The sequence below is a fragment of the Bacillus sp. CCNWLW194 genome (assembly GCF_037120585.1).
Classification (GTDB): domain Bacteria; phylum Bacillota; class Bacilli; order Bacillales; family Bacillaceae_G; genus Bacillus_A; species Bacillus_A basilensis.
On sequence record NZ_JBBBBL010000006.1, the window covers coordinates 15,707 to 37,080 of the forward strand.

Here is a 21,374-nt window from a genome sequence, read left to right on the forward strand (position 1 = left end):
AGTTGAATATAGTTATTAAATCAAATAATGTTGAGAAAGTTTTATTTATTATATTGATAAAATTTTATGATGTAATTTATTACAAATAGATTAAGAAAAGAGTTTTAAATTTTTCTTAATCAGTTAGTGTGAAAATATCACATACTATTACATACAATTGAGTTACTTACATTTCATATTCAAAATAGAGAAAAGACACCTTGGATGGTGTCTTTTCTCTATTTTAATTCCATATACTTTTTACGCATTTGTTATTTTTAAACGATTTGTAGGAATTAATACAACTCTAATATCTAACTTTTTGTATGTTCTAATATACAATAAAAATTATGTAAATTACGAATGTATTTCAGATAATTTTATAAATAAACTCAAAGATATCTTCTCCCCTACTGTCACGATAGCAATAATCTATTGCTTATTTCTTTTATTAAATTGTAATATAATTACAGTATGTGAAATTATATTACATTAACTTTAAAAGCGAAGTGAGAACAACCTTCACTTCGCTTTTTTCATTTGCAATCACTTTGCTCAATTCAGTATTTATTTCCACACTCTTCGCTTTTATTTAATTGGTTTTTCTGATTTTAAAACAATGGAACTTAATGCAGGAACTTTAATTTTATTGTCATGGACAACATAAAGTGGTTTACTTCCCGCCTGCTTCCCGTCTACTAGTACTTTCCAAGGCCCTTTCGATGGAAGTGTTATTTCAACAGCTTCTCTATTTGCATTGTGAGCCACTGTAAAGTATTCATGTTTATTCCACTCTATTGTATAAGCTACAGTATTTTTCGGAGCATCAATAAATGATACATGTGTTTTTATTTGCTCAGCAGATGTCATTCGAAAAGCTGAATACTTTTTGCGTAATTCTATTAAGCCCTTCATATAATCTACTTCATTATTAAATGCTGCACGGCGCAACCAGTCCATCTGGTTAATTGAATCAGGAGATTTGTAACTATTATGATCACCATATTTCGTGCGCATAAACTCTTGTCCTGCATGTAAGAATGGAATACCTTGTGATGTTAATAAAATCGAAGAAGACAATTTGTGCATTTGTTTTCGTACTTCTTCACTGTCACCTGGATTAGTCAACTCAAGTTTATCCCATAATGTATGATTATCATGTGCTTCCACATAAGTTAGCACCTGCTCCGGATCTTGATAAGTAGACGAATTTGTATCGTAGTCAATTCCTGCCGTAATACCTTTTTTAATACGGTCTTCCATGTTTTCCCTTCCACTTACAAACCCATTTTCTTTCTCCTCAAATACACTACCTTTCAATCCATCACGTATATTATCGTTAAAATGGGCAATCCCTTTCATTTTTTCTGCATTCTTTTGATTTGCTTTCAACTCAACTGCAAGGGGTGTATTTAAATCCCAGCCTTCTCCATGCAGTATAATAGAAGGGTCAATTTGATTAACAGCTTTACGTATTTCATTCATTGTTTCATAATCATGAATACCCATTAAATCAAAACGGAATCCGTCTAAATTGTATTCTTTTGCCCAGTATGCTACAGAATCGATCATAAATTTCCTCATCATTTTTCGTTCTGAAGCAGTATCATTTCCTACACCGGTTCCATTAGCAAATATTCCGTCTTCATTGTAACGATAATAATAACCTGGAACTAACTTATGAAAATTAGATTCAGCAGCATTATACATATGGTTATAGACTACATCCATAACAACACGAAGATTATTATCATGCAGTGTTTGAATCATTTGCTTTAATTCAGTGATTCGAACAGTCGGCTCATATGGATTTGTAGAATAGGATCCCTCTGGAACGTTGAAGTTTTTTGGGTCATATCCCCAGTTATACTGTGGTTCATTTAAATTCTCTTCATTTACTGAAGCATAATCAAATATCGGTAAAAGCTGAACGTGTGTAACACCAAGATCTTTCATATGATCAAGTCCTGTTTTCACACCTTCAGGCCCTTTTGTTCCTTTTTCTGTTACTCCTAAATATTTCCCTTTCTGCTTAATGCCACTTTCAGGTTGGATGGAAAGATCGCGTACATGCAATTCATAAATAATAGCATCTTCCGGATTTTTAAATTTTGGCTTTTTGTTTGCTTTCCATTTTTTCGGATTTGTTTCTTCTAAATCAACAACAGCACCTTTATCTCCATTTACAGAAGCAGCACGTGCATACGGATCAACTGCTTCAGTCCACTTATCACCAATTTTCACCTTATATGTATAATAGAGACCTTTTTTGTTCCCTTTAAGTTCTGCTTTCCAAGTGCCCTTTTCACCTTGTTGCATGTTTATTTCAGTACCTATTTTATCGTTCCATTTTTTATATGTAACTAATTTCGCTTCACTCGCAGTAGGAGCCCATACACGGAACTTTGTATGTTGCGGAGTATATACATTACCTAAATCGTTACTTCCATAATAAAATAAATTATCAAACTCCTCACTACGAATGACTTTACCGATTTCAGTATTCGTATCAGCTAAGTTTTCAATTTTAACATTGTATGTCTGTTTTAAATCAACTTTCTGCTCTGTAATTATTTTAACCTTATTAGTAAAATTGCTACTGTTTATATCATAAGGACTAATATTTTTAATTTTAATGCCTTCAATTTCAATTTTCCGTTCCTTAATATTAAAAGGGACATTAGTCGTTACAGTAATTTCATTGAAACTATCAATAGTTGCTTTTTGAATTGATAGATTCGAAGAAGGCTTAGAGTTATATACTTTTTCATCACCAGAAAGAATCCATACTTCAGCACGACCGTCCTTTATATTTTCAATCCAACGATCGCCACCATCTTTTTCCCACTCATTCGTACGAATGATAAATCCTACACGATTATAGTCACCATCTATATTAATCTTAGCGTACTTTCCAAATTCATCTTCACCAGTAAATTCATATGATTTACCATTTGCATTTTCTCCCCATAACCAAAGGTTCCAGTCTTTTGTATTTCCAGACTGCTCTTTGTAATGAACAATCACTTCAGTTATTTTCGAATTTGAAACTGCCTTTACACTTTGAAACGAGAAAACAGATGATAACATAACGATTATAGTAAGTAATAAAACTGATTTGTTTATTAATCTTTTTATCATTTGCACCACATACACCCCTTCTTTAAATAATACGAGCAATTTATTATGCTTGTACTAAATTACACTGCTTAAATTAATCTAGAAATCTTTATTATTTCACCCCCATGTTGGCTATCTTCACATATGTATTTCAATGATCTTTTAATACGAAAACGTTTGCATTAATGTTTAAAAAAATAGATATGTTTTTGTCTTCATATATTTGTAAATACTAAAAGATCAGGGAAATCATTTTAAAGCAATCGTTTGTTATCGCTTTCATTCTATAGCACTTTCTATCAAGAGGTCAATATATTATTAATTTTCTGTTTTTATATACTGTAAACCTTAAAAATTTGTTTCAACTACTTAAAGATAGAATGCCTACTTATTACTTACTAAGTTTATTTTTACTAATACATTGCTACGTAAAAAAACAGCTAATATCTCTATAATGACATTAGCTGTTTTTTCATAATGTAATAATATATGAATGAAAACTATATTTCTAACTTACTTAATTTTTGCTGCATCAAATGCTTTTTGAACTGCTTGAACTTCAGCTGCATTCGCACCATATTTATTAGTTGCTACTCGAATACATGCTGATCTCAATTCTTTGAAATTAGAAGTCATGTTTAACTCATCTGTATTTGCATAATAGAAAATATCAAACATTTTATCTTCACCAATTCCTTTGACAGTTACTCCGTTATGAGTTCCGCCTTTTGCAATGAGATACGCAACTTTATTAATAATGCTCGAATTAAAATGAACGCCACCTTGATCCCATCCATTAAAATCGTTAAATTCACTGTAATCATCTGGATAAGGTACTCCAAGTGAAGATGGAACAGAAGCCGGGTTTTCCATATCACGGAAGACAGATCCAGTTTGTTCTCCCATCGTCCAGTTAAAGCTTCCATTATTTACGTATTTCTCAATAGATGTTCCCATAATATCAGATAGCGCCTCATTAATCGCACCAGATTCACCGTAATATTCAAGATTAGATTCACTAGAAGTAACAGCATGTGTAAATTCATGGCCAGCTACGTCATATGCTTTGACGATAGGATCTCCATATACAAGCATACTACCATTATTAGCACTTAACGCATTCTGCCAATTTTTCGGATCATTCGTATCTCCAGAATCCCAAGCGTGTACAACTGAAACTACTTTCTGTCCCTTATTATCAAAACTATTACGCTTATATTTCTCTTTATAAAAATCAAATACTTTTGTTGCTAAGTAATGAGCACTTACTGCTTTTGGATCGTTAAATGCTGTCGAAGTACTAGTTGCTAATGTACCAGGATAATAGCTTTCTTCTTTAGTAATATCTCTGTAATTCACATCGTATGTTTCAATTCCTTGCCCCCTTGTATAATCAGCAAGAGCATATTTACCATTACTTTGTTTAGAGATACCAAATGTACGTGATATACCTAAATCATCTTTTCCTGTTCCTGTTAATGATGTAAGACTGCTTTTTTTACTCTTCTTTAATGCTCCAACTAGTTTTTCACTTGCTTTTAAGTTAGATTCTTGTACCATATTTTTTAACATATCGCCATTTTGTGCATTTACTAAATAAGTTCCAGAAACATAGTTTGGTGTTGCAGCTTCAAATGTAACCTGGTATGCATTGCTAGCTTGTCCATTATTTTCATCAACAAAAATAACTTCCTTAACTTCTGGCTCAGAAATAAAATTGATATCGTTCCCGTACTTCTTATAAATATATTGTTTCGCTTCATCTTTTGATAGATTGATAGGTTTTTTCAATTCTTCTTGTTTTAAATTTTGCGCGCTATCGCCAGAAACACTTTTAATCACACCGTTATTATCTACGTGTGCAGTTAATTGATGGCCATATACTTCTCTTCCTTCGTATGTTTGCTGTATACGTACAAGTGTAGTCCCATCATATGAACCACGTTTTTGAATAACTTTATAATCTACTCCTGTTTCTCCATTGACTTGCTTTGGTGATAGAACTTGTTCTGTTTTCTCCTTAAGAGCATCTTTTACTACATTCTCTGGTGCCTTTTGTGACGGTTGTGTAAGTTCACCCGAACGGAACGATTCCTCCTGAATTTGAACTTGTAGTTGATCTGTTTCCTCTGCATGCCCTACCCCATATGGTGCTACAGCTGTTAAAGCTAAACCTGTTGTTAATGCTACCTTAGTTAACGTCTTTTTGTTTTTCATTTTTTTCACCTCGTATAATTTTGAAATAGAAAGCTTGTACAAAGTATACTGCCTGTTTCTGTCGAAAAAAAGGGAAAATACACAATTTATGTAACATTATGCAAAATTACATATATGTGGTCGATGATATAAATAAAGAACGACACATATATGTATATTAATTTCAATAAAAAAGAGCTCTTTTAGGCGCTCATCCAATTGGTTAGTTGTTAATTATCTATATTCATTCTAATCAAAGTACCCTTACATCTAAATAACAACATAAAAACCCACTCTTTACTATTTTAAGAGTAGGTTTAATGCTATTAAAATAACAATTATTATAGGACATCTTATAATTTATATTACTTATTTAAACTTATATTTCGGACATGAAGTTGATTTAGGATAAAGATGGATCAAATGAATACTAATGACCTTGATAAATAAGAAAAAGAAAGTGCGTGTTTTGTTTTATGATGTATATAGTATATAAATACTTTAGTGAGACAGCGCATCTACAATTTAGATTTTTTAATATAATGTTGTTATGTATGTCTATAGCTGCATGGATTGTAACATTATGAGATAGCTGAGGTCTCATATGAGTTTCAGACTTTTTTATTTTGTCAAAAACATCTTTAATTTGTCTCCCATTTAAATATAGTAAAGGACACATCTATTGCATGTTATTAGCTCAAGGTATGTTCTTTTAAAGCATATTATAAATATGCATAGTAAGAAATAAAACCAAAATTATTTAAATAAAACATCCCCCGGATTTGTTTAATGATCCAGGGGATGTTTTATCGTTGATTCTTTATATTTCCATACCAATCACAAACTTTTTTAGGATAATGGTATGTCCAAGTTTAATAGTTTTTTGCACGAAAGCTATCTATTTTATATTTATTTAATTATCCTACTAAGTTTTTTGTAAAATTCACCTTTTCTTTTTACATGATTAAACTGATTTGGATTAATATTAGCTTTTTGTGAGAGTGCTACAATCTCTTCTTTTGTAATTGAATCTTTAGTATTTATAGATGCTATATTTGTATATTTTCCATCTTCAGTTTTTGGAATTTCTAAAATCCCTTTATTTACAAGATCCACTACAGCCTTATGCTCTGAAGAATGTGTATTCACGCCAGTAATTTTCCAATTATGCATAACTTTTGGTGTGTATACACCATTCTTTACCTCTTTTAAATATGTAATAGCAAGGTTACGAATGGTTCCACCAGTTTCCCCGAATGCATTCTCTTGTTTAGATGACCAAATTTGTTCAAACTTACGCCCCTCTAAAGCTCCACCTTTTGCCTGAAGAGCCTCCATTCTATATGCATTCATTCCTAGCGTCATAACATCGTTCGTTTTGATTGGTTTATTTGTACGAATAGAACGTAAATTTGTAATTCTACTTCCATATGGTTTTGTTAAGTCAATTTCATATTTTACGCCTCCAAAGAAGTCATTCGTACTGTATTTAGAAGCACGACGGGTTTTATCAAAGCTAACTGTTACATCTCCGGCACGAGATGGGTTAAAGTACCCTGCCGCCCATTCCATATAGTCTTTTAAGTCTTTCCCAGTTACCTTATATACCGTAATTTCTCCCAAAGCATATTGATAATTATACGCAATATCTTTTTTCTTAATAGGACCTACATCCAAACGAGCATTATCGTTATCAATTTGATGGGCTACTACATCTGCTTTGCTGTAGTAGAGCATGACTTCATGAAAGAAATCTGATAAAGGTGTCTCTTGAATCTGCACACTTGGAATACCCTTTATTTCATTTTCAGGAACAAGGTTTCTACCCTTTAATTGAGCGACTACAACATTTGCATCTCCCCTCGCATACTCGTGAAAAGGTGTCAGTGTGTCTTCAAGTGTAGGATCAGATACTACTGTTGTTCCATCAGTATTTTTTACAGGTATAGCTGTAGCAGTTTTATCTTTTAAAACCAGCTTTCCATCTTGTTTTGTAAAAGTAAGGTCAATACGCGAGATATGTGTTCCATATTTATCTGGCTCTGTAATAATAACGCCATTTAAAACTTCTTTTTTAACAAGTTTATGCATATGAGCTGCAAAAATAGCACTTAGTTCCGGACAAGCATTCGCAATATCTTGAACACCAGTACCAGGGATCCCATTCTCATTTTCTAATCCCATATGCATAACGCCTACCATTACATCTACTTTACCTTCTAATTCTTTAATGGCCTTCTTTGTCTCTTCTACTGGATTTTTCACTACCAAACCATCCAAATGATCTGTCCCTTTTTCAAAATCACTAATCATTGGTGTATTCATACCAATAATCCCGACTTTAATTCCACCTTTTTCAACAATTGTATATGCAGGAAGAAAACGCTCTCCATTTTCCTTATAAATATTTCCTGCTAACGTCTTTCCCTTATATTGCTCACTAACTTTTTTCAATGTATCTAATCCAAAGTTGAATTCATGATTTCCAAATGCCCAGGCGTCATATCCCATTGTATTCATCGCTACCATCATTGGCGATTGTGGCTTATCATTGAATAATTCTACTGAGTTTCCTTGAATTGTATCCCCGGCATCTACTAATATGGTATTTGGATTTTCTTGACGTACCTTCTTTATAACCGTATAAAGCTGTGTCAAACTTCCACTCATATTTGCTCCATCAAGTGCATAATCCCAAGGCATAAATCTACCATGAATATCTGCCGTACCTAACAATGTAATATTAACATCAGATTCCTCAGCCTTAGAAATAGCTGGTTTGGCTGTTACTGCTGTTACAAGAAGCATAAGAATAATAAAATAGCATACATAATTCTTCCATTTCATTTTTTGCATAATAACAATATTTCTCCCCTTTTTGTACTGCTATAAAGTTGCTTGAACTTTAAAAATGTAACTTATTATTCGGAAAAATTCAACTGCAAAAGATAATTTTGGAGGTGATTCTGCTGTGAAAATATAGAGAATAAAATGCATATCCCTCCCTAGCAGGATAGTATTTACTTCTTCCTCTAACGCGTGAAGAGCGCTAAACCAACGGTAGATGTATATGTACTATCAAAATTATGGACATATAACTCATTTCCGGAAATCATTATAACTTAAAGATATAGTGTGTAATGCTGATTACATTTTCGGATTTCATTGCTAATTTATTTCCTTCTAAATGAAAATGCTGAGATCACTTCCAAAAATAATAACCCCGTTCTTCATTTAAGACGGGGTTACACTTATACAGCAATTCGGATTCAGTTTTTTGAATGTTCGTTTCCTATTCAAGAGTAAGATCTGCTAGTTTCGTATTTTCTTCTGCTTATTGGTTGCTTTCAACTAAATTCATCATAATTTTAATCAAGACTTGTATTTTATCACTCGAACCCCTGATGCTATCCTAAATCGCTCAATAAATAGATAATAATTTTTACTTTTCAACTTCACAAAGCAATTTTACCTCTTTGATTTGTTCTATATGACGCTGTTCATGCAAATAGATTAATTCTATCCACTGATCAAGAAGTAATTCTCCAAGAGCTGGATGCATTACTGATTTTTTTGCCAATTTAGATTCATCTTCTATTGTACTCAGAAAACGCATCAATTCTTTTCTAGAGTCGTTTAACAAATCAACCATTTGCAGCAATTCAAATGGTTCTATACTTGGTTCAATCATTTCTGGTGCTATAAATTTTATCGATCTATCTAATACAATAGTATGAATTTCTTTACGCTCATTTTGGAAACTATCCATCTTTTTTAATCCTGACAAAATAACCGTTATAACTCTCTCATCTAATAAAACTAAGTGATGACAAACTTGTGCTATACTCCATTTATCCTTATCTGGTTTTCTATTAAATTGAGCATCACTTAACAAAGTAATTTCCTCAAATAATTGATTTCTCGTTTCATAAAACTTGTCCTTTACAAATGTATTCATGTGAATTCTCCTTTCATTAGAACCTATATACTTAGATTCCTGCGTTAGAAATATTCTCTATAGAAGAAAGATTTTCCTTCACTACTATTTCAATCAAATCTTTTCTTGCTTTAATAGTTTCTCTAATTCACGACTAAATATATGAGTTTTCTCAACATCCTTGAAGATTCCCTTGAGGTTATCATGTGCTACAGCTACACCATAATACTTTCCACGGAATCCTTTCAATACAACTACATAAAACGTTCCTAATTATCAATCTAGCATTAAATAAATGTAAAAAATGCCCCTATTCATTCATTTTTCATGCGTATGTATGTACATTTGTTAATTTATTCGATATATTATGTGTATTGAATGATTACGAAAAGCTTATTGGTCGCTAAAAAACACCTTATATTTTTATATCCGAGAAAACTACAAAATGTATAAAATTCCATTTGTCAAATGAATTTAATGCGGAAGGAGGTTTGTGGTTACTTCATCGGGATATAATAATCAGTTTTGAACTGATCAAAATATAGGAGGCGACATAATGTTTCGTACGATTTCAAATTTCATGAGAGTAGCTGAGATAAGAAACAAAATTCTTTTTACACTAGCGATGCTAATTGTTTTTCGAATTGGCACGTTTATTCCAGTTCCTCATACTAACGCAGAGGTATTAAAAGTACAAGATCAAGCTAACGTTTTAGGTATGCTAAACGTATTTGGCGGAGGAGCACTGCAACACTTCTCAATCTTTGCTGTAGGTATTACACCATATATTACAGCTTCCATCATAGTACAATTACTACAAATGGACGTTATACCTAAATTTTCGGAATGGGCAAAGCAAGGAGAAATGGGCCGTAAGAAATCAGCTCAATTCACTCGATACTTTACAATCATTCTCGCATTCATACAGGCCATTGGGATGTCTTATGGCTTTAATAATATAGCAGGTGGACAATTAATAACAGATCAAAGCTGGACTACATACTTATTTATTGCGACAGTTTTAACTGCAGGTACTGCTTTTTTACTTTGGTTAGGTGAACAAATTACTGCTAATGGCGTAGGTAATGGTATTTCGATGATTATCTTCGCAGGACTTGTAGCAGCGATTCCAAATGTTGCGAATCAAATTTATTTGCAACAATTTCAAAATGCAGGCGATCAATTATTCATGCACATCATAAAAATGGTTTTAATTGGTCTCGTAATTTTAGCGATAGTTGTTGGCGTTATTTACATTCAACAAGCCGTGCGTAAAATACCGATTCAATATGCAAAAGCTGTTTCAGGAAACAATCAATATCAAGGAGCAAAAAACACTCATTTACCTCTAAAAGTAAATAGTGCTGGTGTAATTCCAGTAATCTTTGCTTCCGCATTTTTAATGACGCCGCGTACAATTGCGCAGCTCTTCCCTGATTCAAGCGTATCAAAATGGTTAGTTGCAAATCTTGATTTTGCACATCCAATTGGAATGACACTTTATGTCGGTCTTATCGTTGCTTTCACATACTTCTACGCATTTATTCAAGTAAATCCTGAACAAATGGCAGAGAATTTGAAAAAGCAAAATGGATATGTTCCTGGTATTCGTCCTGGTAAATCAACAGAACAATATGTAACTAAAATTTTATACCGTTTAACATTTATCGGCGCAATTTTCTTAGGTGCAATTTCAATTTTACCGCTCGTATTCACAAAAATTGCTACGTTACCACCTTCTGCTCAAATTGGTGGTACAAGCTTACTGATCATTGTCGGTGTAGCACTAGAAACAATGAAGACGTTAGAAAGTCAGCTTGTGAAACGTCATTATAAAGGGTTTATAAAAAAAGCGAATTAAGTAAAAAAACACAGTTGGTTATTTTTCCAACTGTGTTTTTGATTTTACTACCTCTAATGTTCCCACTAATGTACCAATGATTTTTTCTAAGTTCATTATTTTTTCTTCTAAGGCTTGAATACGCTTATTGCTTTCGTCTACATCATTATGTTTTAAACTGTTATTGGAGACTTTGAACTGCTCCCCTAATTCGGAAGTGATATCTTCAATAGTTGATTTTGATTTTTCGCCATTACTGGTTGTATTTGTATTTGAATTTAATTCAAATTGAAGTTCATATGTATTTCCAGTTACTTCTTTAGCTATTTGCGAAATTAAATCTTTATAAGACTTTTCAACCCACTCTTGTTGAAATTTATTTTTAAAATAAATGATCAATGAATTTTCATTTATTCTGGCTGTCGTTTCTTTGACCCATGTTTCATATGATGGTCTCGAAATTGTTAATTGCATTTTATCTTTTATTTTATTCCAAATTATTTTTGATTCCTCTTGTCCGGAAGTAAGTTGATTATTTTGCACGTGATGAATCTGTGCTTTAGAAGTGGCGTTTGATTCTATTTCGAACCAAATTTGATATTCTTCATTTGTAATTTTCTGTACGGTACTTGAAATTATATTTTTATACTCCCCTTCAAGCAAATCACGATGAAACACATCTTCACAAAATATTATTAATTTATTATCTTCTATTGTAGCATTTGTATTTCTAATCCATGTCATAAATGTTTTCTCTGCTAGCTTTGGTCTTAATGCTTTCTTTACTTCATCCCAGCTATTAAGCCTTTCTTTTTTTACATCTTTCAACTTAGATGGTTCGCTATTACATAGATCAAACTGAATTTCAAATGTCGTATTATACATTTCTCGTAATGTATTAAATACTAATTCTTTATAATGAGTTTCTAACCAATCACGTGCAAATTCATTCGGACAATAAATTGTTAATATATCATCCTCTAAATAAACAGTAGTATTAGTAAACCAAGTTTCATATGATGGTTTTGAAATTTGCGGTCGAATTTTTTCCTTTACTTCAGTCCAATTCATTTTCATAATAACTCCCCTCTTTTTACAGTTTTCTTTCATATAGATTAATAATATTACGCCTTTCCAATAAATAAAGTCAATCCGTATCGTAAATAAAATTCAAGCAGCCCTGATTTATACAGGGCTGCTACTTTATACAACTACATTTCCTTCTCAAATAATCTTCCTTGTTTGAAATACATACGGAGTGTGGATCGATTAGCTAAAAATACACCAACCAAAATAAAACAAGCGCCTATTCCCATTGTAGGGTTTAAAGGTTCTCCTAATATGATGTATCCAACTATAATAGCAATTAGTGGTGAGACATATAACCACGTTGACGGAAATACAGGATTCGTTTTTGATAAGAGCCAGTAATATAATCCGTGTCCACCAATTGATCCGATAAAGATGAGATATAAAATAGGCCACTGTACACTCCATGAAGCTAATACAGTTACATCCGGTTGTTCTACTATGACGGATACGATTAGTAATAAAACACCTCCGTAAAACATTTGAATACCATTAATGAGAAATGGCGATACACTTTGTAAATCCGAAAGTATTTCTTTTGAGCGAATAGAGCCTATTCCGTAAAATAATTCTCCTATTATTAAAACAAAACAAGCGATACTCCATATGAAACTTATTTCTTGGTGCATCCCTGGTAAAGAAACAAAGATAACGCCTATTAGTGCAATAACTAAAGCGACGAGTTGCTCCTTTTGTAATTTTTCCTTATTTCTCTTAGCTTGTAATAACAAAATCATCATTGGACCCGTAGCCGAAAGAACAGCAGCTAGCCCTGAAGAAATATATTGTTCCGCCCAGTACAATGATGCAAACGTCATGAAAGTTAAACAAAATCCAGCATACATAATACGTTTTGAAAATAGATGCGGTGTAATCTCTTTTCGCTTTAACTTAAATATAATCATAAGGATAACGCCTGCTAAAAAGAAACGAATTCCTGCTGAAAATAATGGGGGTGCTCCTGCTTCAATTCCAATTTTTATCGTTAAAAATGTTGTACCAAAAATAATACATACTAAAATATAATTGAAAATAACCATTACTTTTCCTCCTTTTTACTCTTAACATGAGTATAGAAGGTATAGTGTATAACAGTGTAACTATGTATATAACAGTTGCCTAAAATCATAGTTGATTCTCTATATATTTTTCGCTTTAATAAAATAAAAACGAAAAAGGTGAAACCATGAAGATTGTCCTTCGTAAAGAATCCAACATACCGTATTACCAGCAAATATATATGCAAATTGTTGAAAGAATACAAAGTGGCATGCTTTTGCATGGTGACTTACTTCCATCTTTACGCTCTATGGCAGAAGATTTACAGATTAACCTATTAACTGTTCGTAAGGCGTATAAGCGGTTAGAAAAGAAAGAATATATACGCATTGAGCAAGGAAAAGGTGCTTATATACATAAACATGTAAAGAAAGATTTCAGGTCAATTCCGTATAAATGGCAACAAACAAAAACGATTAATGTTATGCGATCTCAATATGCAATGAATCAGCACCGGAAATATTATGATTTTTCACAAGCGATTTTATATCCTCGCTTATTACCAAATCCATTCTTGGCAGAAGAAATGCATAAAATACTTAATAAAGACCAGATGATTCTAGCAACTTATGGGCCAGTTCAAGGCGATTATGAACTGCGAGTTGAAATAGCAAATTACTTAAATGAGCACCAGAAATTAGTGACAGACCCATCTCAATTATTAATTACAAGCGGAGCACAACAAGGAATTGATTTAATTGCTCAAACATTATTAAAACCTGGTGATATTGTATTAGTGGAAAGTCCGTGTTACAGTGCTGCACTTGATATTTTCATCAATAAAGGTGTTCAAATTATTCCAGTTTCTCTTGATAATCATGGAGTTCGCTCCGATTTAATCGATGATATTTGTCAAAGTAAAAATCCCGTTTTATTGTATACGAATCCCACTTTTCAGAACCCAACAGGTACAGTAATGAGTAAAGAGCGAAGAATGGAACTTATAGAACTAGCAGAGCTATATGAGTTTTTTATAATTGAAGATGATTCTTTCGGAGAAATATATTTTGAGGATGCTATTGTTCCCCCTCCAATCAAAAATTTTGATAAGAATGGCCACGTAATATATATAAAAGGATTTAGTAAAACGTTAGCACCAGGACTGCGTATCGCAGCACTTATTGCCGATGGTCCTATTTTTGAATGGTTATTTGCTGTAAAAGGTTCAATGGATATCGGTAGCCCTTTATTAACACAAAAAGCACTTCTACCGTTTTTACGTGCAGAACGTATGAAAAATCATTTAGAAAAATTACGTACAGCTTTACAAATTAGACGTGATATAACGATTGATATTTTATCACCACTTAAGGAAATAAACTTTGAAATTCCAAATGGTGGCTTTAATTTATGGATTGCACTTCCTAATTCGATAGATCCTTTTACTTTATTACAAAAAGCAAATGAAGTAGATGTTTCTTTTTTGCCAGGAACAGCTTGTCTATTACATAACGAAAGAAATAATAACCAATTAAGAATTAGCTATTCTATGTTAAATGAAAAAGAGATGTTGATTGGATTAGAGAAATTACATGATACAATACGAAACTATAAACTTTAGAAACACATGCACAATCCTTTTAAGCTAAAAAAAGTAAATACCCCAAAATATTTTTGTTTTGGGGTATTATGAAATTTTTAAGTATGTTAAGTCATTTTTATTCCACTTTCATGACAATCTTACCTCTAACATGTTGACCTTCACTCAAAATATGAGCTTCTCTGATCCCTTCTTCATTAAACGGCACCACCTTACTTACAATAGGCTGAACTTTTCCATGTACAATTAAATCTGACAATGCTTCTAATTGCTTTCCATCTGGTTTTAGCCATAAAAACCCTGATTTTATCCCTTTTACTTTTTGAATTGGCTCATGAACAATCGAAACTAAAGCACCACCAGGCTTAATAATTTGAAAGCTTTTTTCTTGTACTTCACCACCTATTGTATCTAATACAATATCGAAATCTGATAGTAATTCTTCAAATTTATCGTTTTTATAATCAATAACAAGATCTGCCCCTAAAGACTGTAAAAACTCTTTATTTTTATCACTCGCAGTGGTCGCAACAAAAGCTCCAAATGATTTGGCGATTTGGATTGCTAAACTTCCAACTCCACCTGCTCCAGCATGAATGAGCACTCGGTCATGTTCTTTTATTTTTGCGTAATCTACAAGACTTTGCCATGCTGTAAGTCCTGCAAGAGGAATTGAAGCTGCCTCTTCGAAACTTAAGTTAGTAGGCATATAGGAAACTAAATCTGATTTTACTGTAATGAATTCAGCATAAGAGCCTTTTCCTATATTTTCAGGTTTCGTAAACACTTTATCTCCTATTTTGAAACAATCTACACCTTCCCCAACTTCTTCAATAACTCCAGCTACATCTAACCCTAAGATGATTGGAAATGAGAATCGCAACTGTTCTTGTAGGTCTCCTTTTCTTATTTTCCAATCAACAGGATTAACAGCTGTTGCGAGAATACGTATTAATACCTCGTTATTCTTAACAACCGGTTTTAAAACTTGTCTTTCTTTTAATTCTTCAACACTACCATATTGATCTATAACAATCGCTTTCATTTCCTCTCCTCCTTGTTGTTTATTGTAATAACATACAATTATTTTTCAAAATTTTTTGTCTTGAATAATCATATAATTATTTTGGGGGGTAATTATGCTATAAACAAATCTTACTCACATCTTAGAACCATTACAAACTGTATTGTTAATTAAATTCAAAAGAAATGGAGATAATTTTATGACTGAAAAGATATTTAAAATAAACGGAATTGATATATGTACAGAAAGCTTTGGGAATCCTAAGAACCCAGCTATTTTATTAATTATGGGTGCTACGTGTTCAATGGTTTATTGGGATGAAGAATTTTGTGAACGGTTGGCGAAAACAGGGAAATTTGTTATTCGTTTTGATAACCGTGATGTGGGACGCTCAGTTGCATACGAGCCTGGAACTTCCAATTATACCGTTACAGATATGGCTGAAGATGCAATTGGGGTACTAGATGCTTATCATATTGACAAAGCACATCTATTTGGTATGTCATTAGGTGGCATGATTGCTCAAATTGCTGCTGTAAAACATCCCGAAAGAATTTTAACGTTAACATTACTAGCTACAAGTGTGATAGGATCTGACAATAACACGCGCGATTTACCCCCGATGGATGAAAGAATTTTAACACACCATGCTAATGGCGCGCATTTAGATTGGACAAATGAAAATGTTGTAGCAGAATATTTAGTTTCAGGATCTCGCCTATTATGTGGATCCAAACGAACATTTGATGAAAAAAGGGTCTACAAACAAGTCAAACAAGAAATAGAACGAGCTAACAATCTATTAAGTATGTTTAATCACGCTCTACTTCAAGGAGATGATGCATATGAAGGTGTGCTTGACTCCATACAAGCACTTACATTAGTCATTCACGGAACAGACGATACTGCACTCCCTTTTGAACATGGTCTTGCAATTATTGATGAAATTCCTAACTCAGCGCTGTTAACCCTTGAAGGCGCAGGACATGAAAATCATCCCGATGACTGGGAAGACATAATTCATGCTGTTACTGAGCATACATCTAAATTATAGATAAATAACGAATAGAAGGGCACACCGTAATTTGTGCCCCTTCTATTCGTTACATTAAAAAAAGCCCATCACTGTATCCGTATGTATAGTGATGGGCGATACTTATATTTTTATATGTTTAAAAAAACGGACAATCTAATTGATCAACAGCTTCCCATGATTTTTTTTTTATATTATCGGTGGATTTATTTGCTTCTAGTGGTACGTTTTTAAAAGGATTAACTTCGACCTTTAACAAGGACGATGGCTCTACGTATAATGAGAAAACATGGCTGCTTGGTATAGCTTTTGACACATCAATATCTCCCACTTGTTTAAAGAGTTGCTGTGCAGCAAAGAAAAAGAAATTGGTTGGGTTTGATTGTTTATTCAGCCATGCAAGCATTTCAGGTGATACTGATTTATGAATATTGATTTTCACTCGATCACCACGTTTATATCGCCTAGATCGCATGTTCCCACCAACTAACTTATCGTTAAGTTTGTAAATCCTAACTCTTTTTGCTTATGCTCTCTATATTTTGGTGAACAAGTGTATACTAATAATCCACGTGCATTTGTAAATAATGGATTATCTACAAAGATTACATTTGTTAAACGCCCTTTTTGTTTTAAAATCATTTTCAAGCTATTTTTAATGATAACTGCGCCCCCGCCATAAATAAACACGTATGGATCGTCTTTCATATCATCAATTTTGTTAATAATATCCGTTGCGACACGTGCTGCTAAACCTAATAATGCTGGTTGTGATTCTTCAACTAATAACGCATTTCTTGGATGCTTTTCATTTAAATATATTTGGTTAAACTCTGTAATGCTATCAATCGTCTTTGTTGGATACTTCCGGTTCCATCTCGTAATTATTTGTAGTAACGTTTCTTTCACACCGTATGATAAGCCTTTACTTAGTTGTGGTCTAAAGTTTACGCCTAGTGAAACTACTTCTTCTGTAGTCCCTGCTCCAATATCAAAAGATAATAGTGTTTTATCAACAAAATCAATTTCAGAAACTTGATTTGGTTCACATTCTATTTTATGTTTCACAACATTTCCTTCTTCATCATATACAATGCCCCACGTCCCAGAAGCGCCCTCAGGTAGGCATTTACAATATTCGATAGAAATATTAATTGTCACATCACGTCCGTTTGGATAATGGAACACCACTTTATGGTTACCCATATAACGTTTTGCATTTTCCGCAGCTATTTCTTGCGTAATGAGTTGCATAGGAAGAGCAACTGATAAATCATAACGAATATTAATATGACTAGAAGTTGGACTTTGACGCATAGCACTTACTGCTAAGCCTGATAGAATTGTAATAACCATTAACTCATCCGTTGACTTATTCGATTTCTTCTCTACTTCAGTACCTTTTAATTGATCTTGAATTACTTTTTCTCCAACGATATACCGCACGTTATTTAACATTAACGATGGAGAACTAATGGTCACGTCAATGTGATTTTCTAATTCAGATAATGAAACATCTCCCTCATCTAAGAGTCCTGTAGGCTCTCCTATATATAAAGAATATATACTCGGAATAAAAATAGGGTCTTGCCCTTTCACCATTAACTTCAAACCGTTATTTCCTGCATCAGCACCAGCTTTTAAAAGAATAGACATAACTACCCCCTAAATTAATCTGACATCCCTTCCAAATATATGCGAGCCCATTCTTTTACATTCAAATGTAATGTAATTTTTTATTAATCTTAAAAACAAAATATCATATTCTCGCCCTTTATGTAAAAAGTATTTGACATGGAACTTTTCCAATTTTATACTATGATTGTAAAGAGTTTTTTACAACTATGGAGGTGTCATTTCTAAATTGAAGCATAAAAAATTTATTTTCATAATTATCGTTTTATCATTAATCGGAGTCCTCATACATGGCGCATATAAATATGTAACAGAAGGTTCGATTTTGGGAGGAACATTATTCGCTTTTTCGTTAATACTTGGTAATTTAATTAATCAAATTACTTGGGGAGATCCAAACGGAGTATCGGAAGAAAGCCAAGATGAAATGGGACAGCAAATCAAATATAAAAGCTTTAAAATTTCTTATTTTGCACTTATTTGTTTCATGTTTCTAATTTTAATATTTTCAGAAGGATTTGCCTTCCTATTACTTGATGAAATAAAGAATCTTCCTCTCTTTATCGCACTTTGTTCTTCATTCTTTATTTATCCTATTGTCGAACTTATAGTCGGAAAACAATATAAATAAAAAGATGAGATTTTCTATATAGAGAAAATCTCATCTTTTTATATTTACATATCCTCAACTATCGCTTTTAATTTATTCACAGTCCGCCAATTTCTTACTGTAGCTGGTGTATGTAACTTCTGAAACTGGTTCATTAATTTGGAATTTCGAATGCTATTTTTGAAAAATAAATACACAACTTTTTCATGTATATAACAATCTTCAGTCTCATTTTTTTGCATAAGCAGCTGATCTTTTTCTATTTCAGAAAGTTCATTTGCTAGGAAGGCAACATGTATACTTTCCCCTTCTAGCAATGAATTGGCTTTATAGGAGCATCTTTTTATAATATTTATAAATTCCTCATTTGTTCTTAACATGACTGGAACATCAAAACCAAAAACGTTTTTAATTTCAGATTGTATTCGCTCCTTTAGAAATTTTATATCTTCCTCAGATTCGAATACGATATTACCGCTTTGAATATATGTTTTCACTTGTTTTAACCCTATTGATTCAAACACTCGTTTTAAATCAGCCATTTTAATTACCTTATGGCCGCCTACATTTATCCCTCTTAGTAATGCAATATAAATTGCCATATCATTTCTCCTCAATTAAATGTATTTCACAATTGATCTACAGTGATAATAAAGTAAGTTAATTTTAATATAAACTATAAGAACCTTGCCACAATCTATCGTAGTAAGGTTCTTTAAAGTTCTTTAATTTTGTTCAACGAAAGGTGCTTTCGTTATAGAACTGTTGCCTTTTTAAACAAAGGTATGTATCCTCCACTAGGCCCATAAGCAACTCCAATTTTTTCCCATTCATATTTTTCATAATAGCCTTTAAGATCTGAAGTAAGATAAAGAAATTTGTATCCTCTTTTTGCTGCTTCTAGCAGTCCATGATTCAACAAGTCTGCTCCTATAGAGTTACCTCTAAATTTTTCATCTACAAACAAACATGCTAGCCACGGGCTCAAATCCTGACGACTGTTTAAATCATTACGAATTAATGCATAAGTTCCGATAATCTTATCATCTACTTTTGCAATGTAAAAACTCGGTATGTCATTTGGATCAATTAAAGCATTAGTCATACAATCTTCATAAAAAGCACGCCCTCCTTCCTCACCCCATTCTTTCCAAAACACATCTATTGCCTTATTAAATAAGTCATCCTTCTTTAGTAATTGAATTATTTCCATAAAGCTACGACCTCCATTAGTATTATTTAATACTTGTAAAACTAACTAAAATTAATGTTTTTCAAGTATCTTTATTTTTTTATGTCACTAGCTATAATTTCTTCACTCCTAAATATATGTGTTTTATATTAATTCTCTTATCGTTCTAAGTAAAAAACTTACTACTTTGTTATGCAAGAGTAAGTTTTTCTTCTCATTATTTCATGATAGGTAAATGCATTATGATTTGTTGACCAATTGGTCCCATTCTTCTAAAGCCTTTATCTTGGAAGCCGACTTTTTCATATAAATTTTGTGCAGGAATATTTTTTTCATTCACAGCAAGTATAACTTCATTTTTTATCGGAAAATAACGTTTTACAAACTCTTGTAATAGCGCCAATGACTTTTCGGCATATCCTTTCCTTTGTCTATTGTGATTTATAGAAAATGAAGTTAAAAGTAATGCGTTCTCATTATCTGTGAACTCCTGTACTCTATCACCTGTTTGCAATGCGAAAAGGCCAACAGGTACCCCATTGTAATCCATAATAACAATCACATTTTTTGTATGATCACTTTTAGCTTTCTCCAGCAATTCACCTGGGTCTGATGTAAATTGAACTTGTTCACTTGGTAAAGTAAATGTTTGTATAACTTCTTTATATTTTTCTTTATACGGAACTAATTGAATTTCCCCTGTATGTATGTTCATGCAAAACTCTCCCATTTTTTACTTATTAACTTAAACCTTGCTGCGCTTTTGAATGTACTTTTCCATCTAAAAAGGTAATTTCAACAAATGAAGTTGAATCGCTTCCTTTCCAAGAAAAAATTTGTTTAATTTGTGTAGAATGTTCTACGCCTTCTTCTATGATTAAATTCCCTTCAAAACCAATTAATTCTTTTACTTCTTTATAAGTCATTCCTTCATTTATGTGCGAGAAATGATTTATATTGATAGATTCTTTCTGCTGTCTCTCCATCACAGTAGAAGAAGTAGTGGTTTGTTTTTTTACTTCTTTCTTCTGTTCACACGCTGTCATACTGAAACCTAAGCATAAACTACATAATATTAATGTGCTTTTTTTCATCATAACAGTTGTCCCCCCCATCATAA

The 21,374-nt window shown here is 32.6% G+C and carries 17 protein-coding genes; 4 read left to right on the top strand and 13 right to left on the bottom strand.

The annotated features are described in order from the left end of the window. Window positions 1-567 precede the first annotated feature (567 nt). The 4 genes from pulA to V7S50_RS14875 all read right to left on the bottom strand — a co-directional run bounded on the left by pulA (window position 568) and on the right by V7S50_RS14875 (window position 9,253). Window positions 568-3,126, bottom strand: coding sequence for a type I pullulanase (gene pulA, locus V7S50_RS14860; protein WP_242253086.1), 2,559 nt, complete (start codon window positions 3,124-3,126; stop codon window positions 568-570). A gap of 486 nt (window positions 3,127-3,612) precedes the next feature. After that, window positions 3,613-5,316 (bottom strand): M4 family metallopeptidase, encoded by a 1,704-nt coding sequence (locus V7S50_RS14865; protein ID WP_242253085.1) that lies wholly within the window; start codon window positions 5,314-5,316, stop codon window positions 3,613-3,615. Window positions 5,317-6,204: 888 nt separating this feature from the next. Further along, window positions 6,205-8,151, bottom strand: a complete 1,947-nt coding sequence (locus V7S50_RS14870; protein ID WP_242253084.1) for a bifunctional metallophosphatase/5'-nucleotidase — start codon at window positions 8,149-8,151, stop codon at window positions 6,205-6,207. 586 nt (window positions 8,152-8,737) lie between these two features. Further along, window positions 8,738-9,253, bottom strand: coding sequence for a DinB family protein (locus V7S50_RS14875; protein ID WP_242253083.1), 516 nt, complete (start codon window positions 9,251-9,253; stop codon window positions 8,738-8,740). 535 nt (window positions 9,254-9,788) lie between these two features. Here V7S50_RS14875 and secY point away from each other — a divergent pair. Beyond that, on the top strand, window positions 9,789-11,093 hold the full coding sequence (secY, locus tag V7S50_RS14880) for a preprotein translocase subunit SecY (protein WP_063221392.1): 1,305 nt from the start codon (window positions 9,789-9,791) through the stop codon (window positions 11,091-11,093). An 18-nt stretch (window positions 11,094-11,111) separates the two neighbouring features. Here secY and V7S50_RS14885 read toward each other — a convergent pair whose 3' ends face one another. Then, window positions 11,112-12,149 carry a DnaA N-terminal domain-containing protein gene (locus V7S50_RS14885; RefSeq protein WP_242253082.1) on the bottom strand — a complete coding sequence of 346 codons (1,038 nt, stop codon included), beginning with the start codon at window positions 12,147-12,149 and terminating at the stop codon, window positions 11,112-11,114. Window positions 12,150-12,283: 134 nt separating this feature from the next. Beyond that, complete coding sequence (locus tag V7S50_RS14890) at window positions 12,284-13,201, bottom strand: DMT family transporter (protein ID WP_063221394.1); 918 nt, start codon at window positions 13,199-13,201, stop codon at window positions 12,284-12,286. A 146-nt stretch (window positions 13,202-13,347) separates the two neighbouring features. Here V7S50_RS14890 and pdxR point away from each other — a divergent pair, with 146 nt between their 5' ends. Next, the gene (pdxR, locus tag V7S50_RS14895; protein WP_242253081.1) at window positions 13,348-14,781 is read left to right on the top strand and encodes a MocR-like pyridoxine biosynthesis transcription factor PdxR; all 1,434 of its coding nucleotides are present in this window, start codon (window positions 13,348-13,350) and stop codon (window positions 14,779-14,781) included. Between the two features lie 97 nt (window positions 14,782-14,878). On the opposite strand, the gene V7S50_RS14900 is transcribed toward pdxR, so the two are convergent. Continuing rightward, complete coding sequence (locus V7S50_RS14900) at window positions 14,879-15,805, bottom strand: NADP-dependent oxidoreductase (RefSeq protein ID WP_336376456.1); 927 nt, start codon at window positions 15,803-15,805, stop codon at window positions 14,879-14,881. Between the two features lie 178 nt (window positions 15,806-15,983). On the opposite strand from V7S50_RS14900, the gene V7S50_RS14905 reads away from it, so the two are divergent. Further along, on the top strand, window positions 15,984-16,838 hold the full coding sequence (locus V7S50_RS14905; protein WP_242253079.1) for an alpha/beta fold hydrolase: 855 nt from the start codon (window positions 15,984-15,986) through the stop codon (window positions 16,836-16,838). A 118-nt stretch (window positions 16,839-16,956) separates the two neighbouring features. On the opposite strand, the gene V7S50_RS14910 is transcribed toward V7S50_RS14905, so the two are convergent. Together V7S50_RS14910 and V7S50_RS14915 are read right to left on the bottom strand one after the other, a co-directional pair. Continuing rightward, window positions 16,957-17,292, bottom strand: a complete 336-nt coding sequence (locus V7S50_RS14910) for a hypothetical protein (protein ID WP_001257753.1) — start codon at window positions 17,290-17,292, stop codon at window positions 16,957-16,959. 11 nt (window positions 17,293-17,303) lie between these two features. Further along, on the bottom strand, window positions 17,304-18,473 hold the full coding sequence (locus V7S50_RS14915) for a ParM/StbA family protein (protein WP_242253077.1): 1,170 nt from the start codon (window positions 18,471-18,473) through the stop codon (window positions 17,304-17,306). Window positions 18,474-18,681: 208 nt separating this feature from the next. Here V7S50_RS14915 and V7S50_RS14920 point away from each other — a divergent pair, with 208 nt between their 5' ends. After that, on the top strand, window positions 18,682-19,083 hold the full coding sequence (locus tag V7S50_RS14920; RefSeq protein WP_242253075.1) for a hypothetical protein: 402 nt from the start codon (window positions 18,682-18,684) through the stop codon (window positions 19,081-19,083). A 44-nt stretch (window positions 19,084-19,127) separates the two neighbouring features. Here the strand turns inward: V7S50_RS14920 and V7S50_RS14925 are convergent, their stop codons facing one another. From V7S50_RS14925 to V7S50_RS14940, 4 genes are all read right to left on the bottom strand, one after another. Next, window positions 19,128-19,664, bottom strand: coding sequence for a DUF1697 domain-containing protein (locus V7S50_RS14925; RefSeq protein ID WP_242253073.1), 537 nt, complete (start codon window positions 19,662-19,664; stop codon window positions 19,128-19,130). A 152-nt stretch (window positions 19,665-19,816) separates the two neighbouring features. Continuing rightward, window positions 19,817-20,275, bottom strand: coding sequence for a GNAT family N-acetyltransferase (locus V7S50_RS14930; protein WP_242253072.1), 459 nt, complete (start codon window positions 20,273-20,275; stop codon window positions 19,817-19,819). A gap of 196 nt (window positions 20,276-20,471) precedes the next feature. After that, window positions 20,472-20,969, bottom strand: coding sequence for a GNAT family N-acetyltransferase (locus tag V7S50_RS14935; protein ID WP_242253071.1), 498 nt, complete (start codon window positions 20,967-20,969; stop codon window positions 20,472-20,474). A gap of 25 nt (window positions 20,970-20,994) precedes the next feature. Beyond that, complete coding sequence (locus V7S50_RS14940; RefSeq protein WP_242253070.1) at window positions 20,995-21,351, bottom strand: DUF3862 domain-containing protein; 357 nt, start codon at window positions 21,349-21,351, stop codon at window positions 20,995-20,997. Window positions 21,352-21,374 lie beyond the last annotated feature (23 nt).

Bases quoted from the DNA above. Each gene is read 5' to 3' on its own strand.
- secY (WP_063221392.1), top strand. From the start codon at position 9,789: ATGTTTCGTACGATTTCAAATTTCATGAGAGTAGCTGAGATAAGAAAC.
- V7S50_RS14935 (WP_242253071.1), bottom strand. From the start codon at position 20,969: ATGAACATACATACAGGGGAAATTCAATTAGTTCCGTATAAAGAAAAA.
- V7S50_RS14875 (WP_242253083.1), bottom strand. From the start codon at position 9,253: ATGAATACATTTGTAAAGGACAAGTTTTATGAAACGAGAAATCAATTA.
- pdxR (WP_242253081.1), top strand. From the start codon at position 13,348: ATGAAGATTGTCCTTCGTAAAGAATCCAACATACCGTATTACCAGCAA.
- V7S50_RS14910 (WP_001257753.1), bottom strand. From the start codon at position 17,292: ATGCGATCTAGGCGATATAAACGTGGTGATCGAGTGAAAATCAATATT.
- V7S50_RS14865 (WP_242253085.1), bottom strand. From the start codon at position 5,316: ATGAAAAACAAAAAGACGTTAACTAAGGTAGCATTAACAACAGGTTTA.
- V7S50_RS14885 (WP_242253082.1), bottom strand. From the start codon at position 12,149: ATGAAAATGAATTGGACTGAAGTAAAGGAAAAAATTCGACCGCAAATT.
- V7S50_RS14930 (WP_242253072.1), bottom strand. From the start codon at position 20,275: ATGGAAATAATTCAATTACTAAAGAAGGATGACTTATTTAATAAGGCA.
- V7S50_RS14870 (WP_242253084.1), bottom strand. From the start codon at position 8,151: ATGCAAAAAATGAAATGGAAGAATTATGTATGCTATTTTATTATTCTT.
- V7S50_RS14925 (WP_242253073.1), bottom strand. From the start codon at position 19,664: ATGGCAATTTATATTGCATTACTAAGAGGGATAAATGTAGGCGGCCAT.
- V7S50_RS14905 (WP_242253079.1), top strand. From the start codon at position 15,984: ATGACTGAAAAGATATTTAAAATAAACGGAATTGATATATGTACAGAA.
- V7S50_RS14915 (WP_242253077.1), bottom strand. From the start codon at position 18,473: ATGTCTATTCTTTTAAAAGCTGGTGCTGATGCAGGAAATAACGGTTTG.
- V7S50_RS14890 (WP_063221394.1), bottom strand. From the start codon at position 13,201: ATGGTTATTTTCAATTATATTTTAGTATGTATTATTTTTGGTACAACA.
- V7S50_RS14940 (WP_242253070.1), bottom strand. From the start codon at position 21,351: ATGATGAAAAAAAGCACATTAATATTATGTAGTTTATGCTTAGGTTTC.
- V7S50_RS14900 (WP_336376456.1), bottom strand. From the start codon at position 15,805: ATGAAAGCGATTGTTATAGATCAATATGGTAGTGTTGAAGAATTAAAA.